Source organism: Streptomyces sp. NPDC002676 (assembly GCF_053592455.1).
Genome location: NZ_JBSFVT010000003.1, coordinates 648,287 through 660,395 on the forward strand (window position 1 = coordinate 648,287; position 12,109 = coordinate 660,395).

At 70.3% G+C, this 12,109-nt stretch carries 12 protein-coding genes and 1 pseudogene; 11 read left to right on the forward strand and 2 right to left on the reverse strand.

Features of this window, described 5'->3' with window-relative positions:
* The first annotated feature begins 19 nt into the window (after nt 1-19).
* From ACWD3E_RS13250 to ilvD, 4 genes are all read left to right on the forward strand, one after another.
* Nucleotides 20-952: a Ppx/GppA phosphatase family protein gene (locus tag ACWD3E_RS13250; protein WP_451387629.1), complete on the forward strand. Its 933-nt coding sequence runs from the start codon at nt 20-22 to the stop codon at nt 950-952.
* A 154-nt stretch (nt 953-1,106) separates the two neighbouring features.
* Nucleotides 1,107-1,925: a sugar phosphate isomerase/epimerase family protein gene (locus tag ACWD3E_RS13255; protein ID WP_451387630.1), complete on the forward strand. Its 819-nt coding sequence runs from the start codon at nt 1,107-1,109 to the stop codon at nt 1,923-1,925.
* A complete protein-coding gene (locus ACWD3E_RS13260) occupies nt 1,922-2,527 on the forward strand; it encodes a TetR/AcrR family transcriptional regulator (RefSeq protein WP_451387631.1) in 606 nt (201 codons plus the stop codon). The genes ACWD3E_RS13255 and ACWD3E_RS13260 overlap by 4 nt, the downstream gene beginning before the upstream one ends.
* A gap of 137 nt (nt 2,528-2,664) precedes the next feature.
* Nucleotides 2,665-4,518 carry a dihydroxy-acid dehydratase gene (gene ilvD / locus ACWD3E_RS13265; protein WP_451387632.1) on the forward strand — a complete coding sequence of 618 codons (1,854 nt, stop codon included), beginning with the start codon at nt 2,665-2,667 and terminating at the stop codon, nt 4,516-4,518.
* Between the two features lie 73 nt (nt 4,519-4,591).
* On the opposite strand, the gene ACWD3E_RS13270 is transcribed toward ilvD, so the two are convergent.
* A complete protein-coding gene (locus ACWD3E_RS13270; RefSeq protein ID WP_451387633.1) occupies nt 4,592-6,688 on the reverse strand; it encodes a serine/threonine-protein kinase in 2,097 nt (698 codons plus the stop codon).
* Between the two features lie 178 nt (nt 6,689-6,866).
* Here ACWD3E_RS13270 and ACWD3E_RS13275 point away from each other — a divergent pair, with 178 nt between their 5' ends.
* The 7 genes and pseudogenes from ACWD3E_RS13275 (at nt 6,867) to proC (ending at nt 11,674) form a co-directional block, all read left to right on the forward strand.
* Nucleotides 6,867-7,193 carry an SH3 domain-containing protein gene (locus tag ACWD3E_RS13275; protein ID WP_451387634.1) on the forward strand — a complete coding sequence of 109 codons (327 nt, stop codon included), beginning with the start codon at nt 6,867-6,869 and terminating at the stop codon, nt 7,191-7,193.
* 82 nt (nt 7,194-7,275) lie between these two features.
* A pseudogene (locus tag ACWD3E_RS13280) lies at nt 7,276-7,559 on the forward strand (SH3 domain-containing protein).
* A gap of 44 nt (nt 7,560-7,603) precedes the next feature.
* Nucleotides 7,604-8,116: an EamA/RhaT family transporter gene (locus tag ACWD3E_RS13285; RefSeq protein ID WP_451387635.1), complete on the forward strand. Its 513-nt coding sequence runs from the start codon at nt 7,604-7,606 to the stop codon at nt 8,114-8,116.
* A 79-nt stretch (nt 8,117-8,195) separates the two neighbouring features.
* Nucleotides 8,196-8,993 (forward strand): class I SAM-dependent methyltransferase, encoded by a 798-nt coding sequence (locus tag ACWD3E_RS13290; RefSeq protein WP_451387636.1) that lies wholly within the window; start codon nt 8,196-8,198, stop codon nt 8,991-8,993.
* A gap of 128 nt (nt 8,994-9,121) precedes the next feature.
* On the forward strand, nt 9,122-9,928 hold the full coding sequence (locus tag ACWD3E_RS13295) for an ABC transporter ATP-binding protein (protein ID WP_451387637.1): 807 nt from the start codon (nt 9,122-9,124) through the stop codon (nt 9,926-9,928).
* A complete protein-coding gene (locus ACWD3E_RS13300; protein WP_451387638.1) occupies nt 9,925-10,782 on the forward strand; it encodes an ABC transporter permease in 858 nt (285 codons plus the stop codon). The genes ACWD3E_RS13295 and ACWD3E_RS13300 overlap by 4 nt, the downstream gene beginning before the upstream one ends.
* 79 nt (nt 10,783-10,861) lie before the next feature.
* Nucleotides 10,862-11,674: a pyrroline-5-carboxylate reductase gene (proC, locus tag ACWD3E_RS13305; protein ID WP_451387639.1), complete on the forward strand. Its 813-nt coding sequence runs from the start codon at nt 10,862-10,864 to the stop codon at nt 11,672-11,674.
* Between the two features lie 228 nt (nt 11,675-11,902).
* Here the strand turns inward: proC and ACWD3E_RS13310 are convergent.
* Nucleotides 11,903-12,109, reverse strand: a 207-nt coding sequence (locus ACWD3E_RS13310; protein WP_451387640.1) for a hypothetical protein, incomplete at its 5' end; no start/stop codon positions are given.

The following is a 12,109-nucleotide window of genomic DNA, read 5'->3' on the forward strand; positions in this document are numbered from 1 at the left end:
TGGCAGTAGCGTTCCCTATATGAGACTCGGTGTCCTGGACGTGGGTTCGAACACGGTGCATCTGCTGGTGGTGGACGCGCACCCCGGTGCCCGCCCGCTGCCCGCACATTCGCACAAGGTCGATCTGCGACTCGCCCAGCTGCTCGACGGCAGCGGCCACATCGGCAACGACGGCGTCGACAAGCTGATCGCCGTCGTACGCGACGCGCTCCAGGCCGCCGAGGACAAGGGCGTCGAAGACCTCCTGCCGTTCGCCACCTCCGCCGTCCGCGAGGCCGGCAACGCCGACGACGTCCTCGCGCGCGTGGCCGACGAGACCGGCGTCCGCCTCCAGGTCCTCTCCGGCGAGGAGGAGGCCCGTCTCACCTTCCTCGCCGTACGCCGCTGGTTCGGCTGGTCCGCCGGACGGCTGCTGGTCCTGGACATCGGCGGCGGCTCCCTGGAGATCGCCTACGGCATCGACGAGGAACCCGACGCCGCCGTCTCCCTCCCGCTCGGCGCGGGCCGCCTCACCGCGGGCTGGCTGCCGGGCGACCCGCCCGCCGCGGAGGACGTACGCACCCTGCGCCGCCACGTCCGCGCCCAGATAGCACGCACGGTCGGCGAATTCAGCCGCATCGGCGCCCCCGACCACGTGGTCGCCACCTCCAAGACCTTCAAGCAGCTGGCCCGCATCGCAGGCGCCGCCCGCAGCGCCGAGGGCCTCTACGTCCAGCGCGAACTCAAACGCGAGTCCCTGGAGGCCTGGGTCCCTCGCCTCGCCGGCATGACCACGGCCCAGCGCGCGGAACTCCCCGGAGTCTCCGAGGGCCGGGCCAACCAACTCCTGGCCGGTGCCCTGGTGGCCGAGGGCGCGATGGACCTGTTCGGCGTGGAGAACCTGGAGATCTGCCCGTGGGCGTTGCGGGAGGGCGTGATCCTCCGGCGCCTGGACCACATGGATGGCGCTTGACTGCGGCGGGAAGGGGCGCGGGGCGGTATCGATGTGCGGCTCCGCCGCGGGGCGCGAGCAACCACGACGCCCCCGCACCCGGGCAAATGGCGAACGTCACAACGGCGAATAGTCACCCAACCCCCGAGCCACTCGACCCCGTAAGGTGACGGACGTGGCTGAACCCAGGGACGTGCCCGTGGCGGTCGCGCTGTCCACCGCCTCCGTCTACCCGGAGTCGACGGCGACGGCCTTCGAGATCGCCGCGCGCCTCGGATACGACGGCGTCGAGGTCATGGTGTGGACCGACCCGGTCAGCCAGGACATCGACGCGCTGCGCAGGCTGTCCGACTACCACGGCATCCCGATCCTCGCCGTCCACGCCCCCTGCCTGCTGATCACCCAGCGGGTCTGGTCCACCGACCCCTGGGTCAAACTCCAGCGGGCCCGCGCGGCGGCGGAGAAGCTGGGGGCGAGCACCGTCGTCGTACACCCGCCCTTCCGCTGGCAGCGGCAGTACGCGCGCGACTTCGTCAGCGGGATCTGGCGGATGGCGAACGAGACGGACGTACGGTTCGCCGTCGAGAACATGTACCCGTGGCGCTACCGCGACCGCGAGATGCTCGCCTACGCCCCCGACTGGGACGTCACCAAGGACGACTACCGGCACTTCACGATCGACCTCAGCCACACGGCCACGGCCCGCACCGACGCCCTGGCGATGATCGACCGCATGGGCGGCCGGCTCGGTCACGTCCACCTCGCCGACGGCCGCGGCTCGGCCAAGGACGAGCACCTGGTCCCCGGCCGCGGCACCCAGCCCTGCGCGGAGCTGCTGGAGCGGCTCGCGCTGACCGGCTTCGACGGCCACGTCGTCATCGAGGTCAACACGCGGCGCGCGATGTCCAGCGCCGAACGCGAGGCCGACCTCGCCGAGGCCCTGGCCTACACGCGGCTGCACCTGGCCTCCGCGGTGGAGGTGCCCCGGCGATGACGGGGGCGAGTACGCGCAGAAGGGGACGGCCGCCGCGTGCGGAGTCCGCCGACACCCGGGACCGCATCCTGGCCGCGGCCCGCGAGGAGTTCTCCGCGCGCGGGTACGAGAAGACGTCCGTGCGCGGCATCGCCAAGGCCGCCGGGGTCGACTCGGCGCTCGTCCACCACTACTTCGGGACCAAGGAACAGGTCTTCGAGGCGGCGATCGCGGTCGCCTTCGCGCCCGCGCTCAACGCGCCGCACGCGCTCGCCGACGGCCCGCTGGAGGGGGTGGGCGAGCGGTTCACCCGCTTCGTCCTCGGGATCTGGGAGGACCCCGCCACCCAGACCCCGCTGCTTGCGATCGTGCGCTCGGCGGTGAACAACGAGACCGCCGCCGCAGTCTTCCGCCGCCTGGTCGCCTCCCAGCTGCTGCACCGCGTCGCCGCCGAGGTGCACCTGCCGGACGCGGAACTGCGCGCCGAGCTGGCCGCGGCCCAGCTGGTGGGCGTGGCGCTCATGCGCTATGTGATCAAGCTGGAGCCGGTGGCCTCGGCGGACCTGGAGCAGATCATCGCGCGGGTGGCACCGGTGGTGCAGCGCCATCTGACGGCACCCTGAGGGCGGCTGACGGATCCGCCGCCGTGAAACGGCCGTCCCGGATTCCGGACAACCGAGTCCAGCCCTTGGAGTGGCGGCGTACTCTCGGAAAGTGCCAGAGCTTTTCTGGCGGAAGGTCTTCGAAGGAGCGAGCGACGATGCCCGAGCTGAGGTCCCGCACAGTCACCCACGGCCGCAACATGGCGGGCGCCCGCGCCCTTATGCGCGCCTCCGGTGTACCCGGTGCGGACATCGGCCGGAAGCCGGTCATCGCGGTCGCGAACTCCTTCACCGAGTTCGTGCCGGGCCACACCCACCTCCAGCCGGTCGGCCGCATCGTCAGCGAGGCGATCAAGGAGGCGGGCGGCATCCCGCGCGAGTTCAACACGATCGCGGTGGACGACGGCATCGCGATGGGCCACGGCGGCATGCTGTACAGCCTCCCCTCCCGCGACCTGATCGCGGACTCGGTCGAGTACATGGTCGAGGCCCACTGCGCCGACGCCCTGGTGTGCATCTCCAACTGCGACAAGATCACCCCGGGCATGCTGCTGGCGGCCCTGCGCCTGAACATCCCGACGGTCTTCGTCTCCGGCGGCCCGATGGAGTCCGGCCGCGCCACGCTGGTCGACGGCACGGTCCGCACCCTCGACCTGGTCGACGCGATCTCCGATGCCGTGAACGAGAAGATCTCGGACGAGGACATCCTCCGCATCGAGGAGAACGCCTGTCCGACCTGCGGCAGCTGCTCCGGCATGTTCACCGCGAACTCCATGAACTGCCTGACCGAGGCGATCGGCCTCTCCCTCCCCGGCAACGGCTCCGTCCTCGCCACCCACACGGCCCGCAAGCAGCTGTACGTCGACGCGGGCCACACGGTCATGGACCTCACCCGCCGCTACTACGAGCAGGACGACGACTCCGTCCTCCCGCTCAACATCGCCACCTTCCAGGCCTTCGAGAACGCCATGGCCCTGGACATCGCGATGGGCGGCTCCACGAACACGATCCTGCACCTGCTGGCGGCGGCCCAGGAGGCAGGCGTCCCGTTCGGCCTGGAGCAGATCGACGCGGTGTCCCGCCGCGTCCCCTGCCTGGCGAAGGTCGCCCCGAACGTCGCGAAGAACCGCACGTACTACATGGAGGACGTGCACCGCGCGGGCGGCATCCCGGCCCTGCTCGGCGAACTGCACCGCGGGGGCCTCCTGAACGAGGACGTCCACGCGGTCCACAGCCCGTCTCTCTCCGACTGGCTGAAGACCTGGGACGTCCGCGGCGGCAGCCCGTCCCCGGAGGCGGTGGAGCTGTGGCACTCGGCCCCCGGCTGCGTCCGCTCGGCGGAGGCCTTCTCCCAGTCCGAGCGCTGGGAGGCGCTGGACGAGGACGCGGAGGGCGGCTGCATCCGGTCGGTCGAGCACGCGTACTCCAAGGACGGCGGCCTGGCGGTCCTGAAGGGCAACCTGGCCGTCGACGGCTGCGTGGTGAAGACGGCCGGCGTGGACGAGTCCATCTGGACCTTCGAGGGCCCGGCCGTGGTCTGCGAGTCCCAGGAGGAGGCCGTTCAGCGGATCCTCACCCACGAGGTCAAGGACGGCGACGTCGTCGTCATCCGCTACGAGGGCCCCAAGGGCGGCCCCGGCATGCAGGAGATGCTCTACCCGACCTCGTACCTGAAGGGCCGTGGCCTCGGCAAGTCCTGCGCCCTGATCACCGACGGCCGCTTCTCCGGCGGCACCTCGGGCCTCTCCATCGGCCACGCCTCCCCCGAGGCGGCCTCGGGCGGCACCATCGCCCTCGTCCAGGACGGCGACCGCATCCGCATCGACATCCCGAACCGCACGATCGAGCTCCTGGTCGACGAGGCGGAACTCACCCGGCGCGAGCGGGAACTGGACGGGGCATACGCCCCCAAGAACCGCGACCGCAAGGTCTCCGCCGCCCTGCGCGCCTACGCGGCGATGGCCACGAGCGCGGACAAGGGCGCGGTGCGGGATGTGACGAAGCTGGCGTGAACCGCCTGACAGCCTGACAAGGGGCCGCCTCCTGAACAGGGGGCGGCCCCTTCCCTTTCCGGTTCTCCGCTGCCTACCAGGTCGAAGGGTTCCGCGCGTCGAGGGCGAAGACGGTGCCGTCGGGGGCGGCGGCGTAGACGTGAAGGCCGACGACGACCGGCGAGGCGGGTGCTCCCATGACGCTGGCCGAGTGATCGCCGAGGCGTGCTTCCGTCTGCCCGACGAGCGTTCCCTTCCGGGCGTCGGCGGCGAGGAGCCTTCCGTCACCCGAGCTGAAGTACACCTTCTCGCCATCGGTGACGGGTGCCGATGCACGGCTCACGGCAGTTTCCAGTCGCCACAGTTGGCGCCGCGCGTCCATGTCGACGGCCACGAGTGAACCATCGGCCGCCAGGACGTAGGCCACATGTCCCCGTACAGTGGCTTGAGCTTCTTCGAGTGCGACAGGCAGCGTGACTTGCTGGGTTGCCTTCGAGGCCGGCGTGTAGCGGACGATCCCCTTCGTACCCCTGTAGACACTGTCGGTGGAGAGCAGGAAGAGCGCGCCGTCCTGGCTGCCGAACGGTGTCAGCATCCCCTTGAGCCGAGCGTCCCAGCGCACGTTCCCCGTGCGCGGATCCACCGCGGTCACCCGCGTGCTTGATCCGTCGTCGGACGTACGGGTCGCGTAGATCAGCGGGTCTCCCGGGAACGAGAGGAAGGTCGGAATGCCCTGTCCTCGGAAGCCACGCTGCCATTTCGTGTCGCCGGTCGCCGCGTCCACACCGGTGACCGTTCCGTCGGACCGTACGAGCAGGGCCATGCCGCCGACATACCGCACTGTCGTCCCCGCCCCCACACGCCGATGCCAGACCTCATTGCCCGAGGCTGGGTCGAGGGCCGTGAGACGTGACCCGCCGTTCGTGGAGGGCTGCACCAGACCGGCCGACACCACCGGTGGTCCGCCGGCGGGTTGCTTGGTGACCGAGCGCCGCCACAGCAGGGCACCGTTCGCTGGGGAGAGCGCGAAGACCTTTCCCGGCTGGCTACAGAGCAACTTCCCGGCCCCATATGAGCATTGAGGCATACCGGTGCCCGGGGTGACCCGATTGACCGCCCATGTACTGAACGCGGCGGACTGTGTTTGCGGGTGCTTGCCCTCAGGGCCGTGTCCTGTCCGGTCAAGCAGCTGAACCGAAGCCAGGGCGCCGAGCAGGCTCAGGCCGACCACTGCGGTACCCAAGGCTGCAATGCGCTTCTTGCTCCGCCTCCCGGGCCGGCGCACCGCTTTCTCGGCGTGTACCTCGGACGCGGGCTCCGCAGGTTTCCGCTGAGCCGGTATGAACGCCTGCGTGTCGTACGAAGCTGCCACCGATCGCAGCTCCCGCATCAGCTCGTCGGGAGTCGGCCGCTCCTCGGGCTCCTTGGCGAGACAGCGGAGGATCAGCGGAACCAGGCTCTCCGGCACTCCGTCCAGATTCGGCTCGTCGTGCACCACCTGGTACGCGACGATGTACGGACTGTCGGAGTGGAACGGTCCCCGCCCGGTCGCCGCGTGCACCATCACCGACCCGAGGGCGAAGATGTCCGCAGCCGGCCCCACTTCGCGCGGGCGCCGGAACTGCTCGGGCGCCATGAACGGCGGCGTACCGATCAACTTGCCGGTTTCGGTCCGCAGTTCACTGTCCGTCGGCCGGGAGATGCCGAAGTCGATGACCTTCGGCCCGTCCTCGGCCAACAGCACATTGCTCGGCTTGAGATCCCGGTGCACGACCCCGACCCGATGGATGTCACGCAGCGCCTCCGCGAGCCCGGCCATGAGCCGGCGCAACTGCTCAGGCGCCAAAGGACCATTCTGCTTGACCTGCTCGGAGAGCGTCGGCCCAGGAATGAACAGCGTGGCCATCCAGGGCCGTTCGCCGTCCGTATCGGCATCCACGACAGGCGCGGTGAAGGCGCCGCTCACCCTGCGGGCGGCGGCCACCTCCTGCCGGAAACGGCCCCTGAACTCGGGATCCCTGGCGAATTCGGCGTGTACGACCTTCACCGCGAGCTTGAGCCCCGAGGTACTGCGGGCAAGATGCACCACACCCATGCCGCCGGACCCCAGACAGGACTCCAGACGGTAGTGACCGGCGTACTCCGGAAGTTCCGCTTCCGCCCCCGCTCCGGTGCTGCGCTGTGGCGCCATGGACCACCCCCGTGCTGTTCGTCCGCGCGCGCGACGCACGGAGCCTAGTCGATGACTCGTACGAGACGGAGACGGCTTGCTAACCTCCGCGTGCGAGTCGCGCACAGGTGTTTCAAGACGCGATTCAGGAGAGTCGACGGGACCCATGACAGTCATGGGCTTAAGGGGGGAGCTGTTCATGTCTGTGGAGCGCGCCGAAGACACAGAGACCACTGGCGGGCAGGAGGATCTGACCGCGGCGGTCCAGACGGAGTCTCTGCGCTACTTCTCGGTGGCCCCGGGCGTCCGCCTGAACGTCCGCAGTGGCCCGGGGACCAACTACGGCCTCGTCGGCGTCCTGCCCGAGGGCTCCAAGGTCCACATCTACTGCCAGTCACCAGGCACGACGGTCACGGGCCCGTACGGCACCACCAACATCTGGGACAACATCAGCAACGGCCAGTACGTCTCCGACGCCTACGTCCAGACGGGCACCAACGGCTACGTGGCCGCCCGCTGCGGCTGACGCCAACTCCGAGAGGGCAGAGATGACATCCCGCAGACGTAGATCAGTCCTGCTGGCGGGCGCAGCCGTGGGTGCGTTCCTCATGCTGACCTCGCCGGCCACCGCGGCCACCGCGAGTCTCCACTACTACTCGGTGCGCCGGGCGTCCGTCTGAACGTCCGCAGCGGTCCCGGCACCAGCTACAACATCGTCTACGTCCTGCCCGAGAACATCAAGGTACCGATCTACTGCCAGACGCCGGGCACGACCGTCACGGGCCCCTACGGCACGTCCAACATCTGGGACCTCATCGACAACGGCGAGTACGTCTCCGACGCCTACGTCCAAACCGGCAGCGACGGCTACATAGCCCCCCGCTGCGGCTGACCCCCGCCCCCCAGCCCGCCCCCACCCGGAGCCATAATCGTCCCGTGAGCGACGAAACCGGCACCCCGGCGGGCTCCGAGGGCGGGGCCCAGGGCAGTGGCCCCCGCCCCGAGCCTCTGCGATTCTTCGGCACGTCCTGGGTGAACCATGACGACGGCTACGCGGCCCGCCGGGCCGGCGTGGCCGCCGGCTCCCTCGCCCTGGCCGCCGTCTCCTGCTTCGTGCTGCGCATCGCCTACGAGGGCATCCAGATCGCCGAGCCGGGCACTCTCGTGAGCGTGCTGGTCGTCGTGATGTTCGCGATCTGCAGCGCGCTCGCCTTCCGCAACACCTGGGAAGGCTTCGGCAAGCGCCACGACCCCGCACGCCAGGCCTCCCTGCGCGGCCTCCTGGCCATCGGCTTCGTCGGCTCCCTGCTCGCCTACTTCTTCCGCTCCCTCACCGAGGCCCCGGGCGAGAAGCTGCACCGCGAGGAGTACGAGAAGGCCCGCGCGGAACACGACCGCCGCACCACCCGCCGTACGGGCAACCCGGCGAAGAGGAAGAAGCGCCGGTAGCCGAGGGGGCCACAGGCGCGGGGACCAGGACGGCCGTAACTCGCTGTTCTCCCCCGCTCCCGCCACACACCATGGCTGCATGACCCCGACGCAGCCGCCTTCCGACCCCTCGGTCCCGCACCACACCAGCCGCGCCCACTCCTTCAACGCCGCCGCAGCCCAGTACGCCGCGAACCGCCCCTCGTACCCGCCCGCCCTCTTCGAAGCCGTCGAGGAACTGTCCGGCCGCCCGCTCTCCGGCGCCCGGGTCGTGGACGTCGGCGCCGGTACCGGAATCTCGACCGCCCTGCTGCACGCCCGCGGCGCCGACGTCCTCGCGGTCGAACCCGGCGCGGGCATGGCCGCCGAGTTCCGTCGCGGGCTCCCGCACATCCCGCTCGTCCGGGGCAACGGCAACGCCCTCCCGCTGCCCGACGCCCACGCCGACCTCCTCACCTACGCCCAGGCCTGGCACTGGACCGAACCAGCCCGCTCGGTGCCGGAAGCGCTGCGCGTGCTGCGCCCGGGCGGCGCGCTGGCCGTGTGGTGGAACACCGACGCCCTCGACATCGACTGGATCGCCGAGGCCGCCGACCGCGTCGGCCGCTTCTTCGGCGTGGGCACCGCCCGCGAGCGGCGCGAGGCAGCCGAACGCACCCACCGCGCCGACCCCAGCGGCCGTCTCCGCTTCACCCGCCGCGAGATCCGCTGGAGCCGCCGCGTCCCGCTCGACACCCACCTCGCCAACCTCGGCAGCCACTCGTTCGTCCTCGTCGCCCCCGAGGAACGCAGGACCGCATATCTGGAGGAGGAGCGCGCCCACCTGCTGAAGGTCTTCCCGGACGGCATCGTCGAGGAGACGTACGACGTCCTGCTGCTCGTCGCGATCAAGCCCTGACGGCCGGCCGGTCCGCTCTGCACGGCACGAGAGCGGTCGCGGCACACCGCTCTCGTGCCGCTCTCGCGCACGACACAGCGGGCACCTCCCCTTGACGGCATTCGCCCGCCAGGCGGATTATTCATCACATGATGAATTACTCGCGGGAGCCAGAGCCACCCCTTCCACCCCCCGCTCCAGCCGTCCACGCCGAAGGCCTCACCGTCGTCCGCGGCCCCCGCCCGGTCATCCACCACCTCGACTTCACCGTCCCCCGCGGCCAGGTCACCGGCCTGCTCGGCCCCTCCGGCTGCGGCAAGACGACCCTCATGCGCGCCATCGTCGGCACCCAGGCCAAGGTCACCGGCACCCTCCAGGTCCTCGGCCTCCCGGCAGGCCACCCCGCCCTGCGCAGCCGCATCGGCTACGTCACCCAGGACCCCTCCGTCTACGACGACCTGACCGTCCGCCAGAACCTGGACTACTTCACGGCCGTCCTCGACCCCGGCCGCGCCGCCGCCGAACGCCGCCGCGCGCACGTCACCCGGGCCATCACCGACGTCGACCTCACCAGCCACGCCGACGCCCTCGCCGGCAACCTCTCCGGCGGCCAGCGCAGCCGGGTCTCGCTGGCCGTGGCCCTGCTCGGCGCGCCCGAACTCCTCGTCCTGGACGAGCCCACCGTCGGACTGGACCCCGTGCTCCGCCGCGACCTGTGGAACCTCTTCCACCACCTCGCCGCCACCCGCGGCGCCACCCTCCTCGTCTCCTCCCACGTCATGGACGAGGCCGAGCGCTGCCACCGCCTGCTCCTCATGCGCGAGGGCCGGCTCCTCGCCGACGACACCCCGGACTCCCTCCGGGCCCGCACCGGGCGCGACACCGTCGAGGCCGCCTTCCTGCACCTCGTGGACGAAGCGGCTGCCGCAGGCCGCACCAAGGAGAGCACCCGATGAGTACGACGAATCCAGCCGATCCATCCGGCACGGCGAAAGCGAATTCGGCGAGCGCGCCGACGCCCACGGACCCGAACACGAACCCGGACCCGAGCCCGGCCGCGCCGCCCACCACGCTCAGCGTCTCCCGCACCACCGCCACCGCCGCCCGCGTCCTCCGTCAGCTGCGCCACGACCCGCGCACCATCGCGCTGATGCTCCTCGTCCCGTGCCTGATGCTGATCCTGCTCCGCTACGTCTTCGACGCCAGCCCGCTCGTCTTCGACAACATCGGGGCCTCCCTGCTCGGCATCTTCCCGCTGATCACGATGTTCCTGGTGACCTCCATCGCCACCCTGCGCGAACGCACCTCGGGCACCCTCGAACGCCTCCTCGCCATGCCTCTCGGCAAGGCCGACCTCATCGCCGGCTACGCCCTCGCCTTCGGCATCCTCGCCATCGTCCAGTCGGCCCTCGCCACCGGACTCTCGCTGTGGCTGCTCGGCCTCGACGTCACCGGCTCACCCTGGCTGCTCCTGCTGGTCGCCCTCCTCGACGCCCTGCTAGGCACGGCCCTCGGCCTCTTCGTCTCGGCCTTCGCGGCCTCGGAATTCCAGGCGGTCCAGTTCATGCCGGCGGTGATCTTCCCCCAGCTCCTCCTCTGCGGCCTGTTCACTCCTCGCTCGAACATGCACCCGGTGCTGGAGGCCATCTCCGACATCCTCCCGATGTCGTACGCCGTCGACGGCATGAACCAGGTCCTCCACCACACCGACATGACCGCCACGTTCGTACGGGACGTGCTGATCGTCGCCGGGTGCGCCGTGCTCGTACTGGGCCTCGGTGCGGCGACCCTGCGCCGCCGGACGGCGTGAGCCGGCCCGGCCCCGCCCGGCCCGTCCGCCCAGCGGACAACCCACCCGCACCGCTCCTCGCCGGTGCGAGGATGACCCCATGAGCCAGAAAGTCGCAGTCCTCGGCACCGGCAAGATCGGCGAAGCCCTGCTCAGCGGAATGATCCGGGCGGGCTGGGCCCCGGCCGATCTCCTGGTCACCGCCCGCCGCCCCGAACGCGCCGAAGAACTCCGCACCCGCTACGGAGTCACCCCGGTCAGCAACACCGAGGCCGCCAAGACCGCCGACACCCTGATCCTCACGGTCAAGCCGCAGGACATGGGCGCCCTCCTGGACGAACTGGCCCCGCACATCCCCGCCGAACGCCTCGTCATCAGCGGCGCCGCCGGCATCCCGACCTCCTTCTTCGAGGAGCGCCTGGCCGAAGGCACCCCGGTCGTCCGCGTCATGACGAACACCCCCGCCCTCGTCGACGAGGCCATGTCCGTCATCTCCGCCGGCAGCCACGCCACCGCCGAGCACGTCGCCCACGCGGAGGAGATCTTCGGCGCCGTCGGCAAGACGCTCCGTGTCCCCGAGAGCCAGCAGGACGCCTGCACCGCCCTGTCCGGCTCCGGCCCCGCGTACTTCTTCTACCTGGTCGAGGCCATGACCGACGCCGGCATCCTGCTCGGCCTGCCGCGGGACAAGGCCCACGACCTCATCGTCCAGTCCGCCATCGGGGCCGCCGTGATGCTCCGCGACAGCGGCGAACACCCCGTCAAGCTGCGCGAGAACGTCACCTCCCCGGCCGGTACGACGATCAACGCCATCCGTGAACTGGAGAACCACGGCGTACGCGCGGCCCTCATCGCCGCCCTCGAGGCCGCCCGCGACCGCAGCCGCGAACTCGCCTCCGGCAAGAAGGACTGAACCCCGGGGACCCGAGTTGACACGCCCCGTGCCGGTCCGTAGTGTTCTCCGAGTTGTCCGACGTGAGCGTCGACTCCGGTCGGTCCCCGGGCAGCCATTCCGCAAGTACCAGCCAAGATTCGGCGCCCCTGCGTCGACCTCTTTTGCGTGCGCATTTGCGAAATGAGGAATCCGCGTTCGAAAGAGCGCAGCCCCGATTAGCTCGGGAGCAAGGAATCCGCTAAAGTCTCACTCGTCGGAACGGCCCAACAGCCGGGAAGACAAGCCCAACTGACTGGGAGTCAGGCCCGAAAGGACCTGATAGAGTCGGAACCGCCGGAAAGGGAAACGCGAGAGCGAGAACCTGGAAAGCACCGAGGAAATCGGATCGAGAAAAGATCTGATAGAGTCGGAAAAACCGAAGGGAAGCCCGGAGGAAAGCCCGAGAGGGTGAGT

Coding starts and splice junctions, on each gene's coding strand:
- ACWD3E_RS13250 (WP_451387629.1), top strand. CDS start 20: ATGAGACTCGGTGTCCTGGACGTGGGTTCGAACACGGTGCATCTGCTG.
- ACWD3E_RS13260 (WP_451387631.1), top strand. CDS start 1,922: ATGACGGGGGCGAGTACGCGCAGAAGGGGACGGCCGCCGCGTGCGGAG.
- ilvD (WP_451387632.1), top strand. CDS start 2,665: ATGCCCGAGCTGAGGTCCCGCACAGTCACCCACGGCCGCAACATGGCG.
- ACWD3E_RS13270 (WP_451387633.1), bottom strand. CDS start 6,688: ATGGCGCCACAGCGCAGCACCGGAGCGGGGGCGGAAGCGGAACTTCCG.
- ACWD3E_RS13275 (WP_451387634.1), top strand. CDS start 6,867: ATGTCTGTGGAGCGCGCCGAAGACACAGAGACCACTGGCGGGCAGGAG.
- ACWD3E_RS13290 (WP_451387636.1), top strand. CDS start 8,196: ATGACCCCGACGCAGCCGCCTTCCGACCCCTCGGTCCCGCACCACACC.
- ACWD3E_RS13295 (WP_451387637.1), top strand. CDS start 9,122: ATGATGAATTACTCGCGGGAGCCAGAGCCACCCCTTCCACCCCCCGCT.
- ACWD3E_RS13300 (WP_451387638.1), top strand. CDS start 9,925: ATGAGTACGACGAATCCAGCCGATCCATCCGGCACGGCGAAAGCGAAT.
- proC (WP_451387639.1), top strand. CDS start 10,862: ATGAGCCAGAAAGTCGCAGTCCTCGGCACCGGCAAGATCGGCGAAGCC.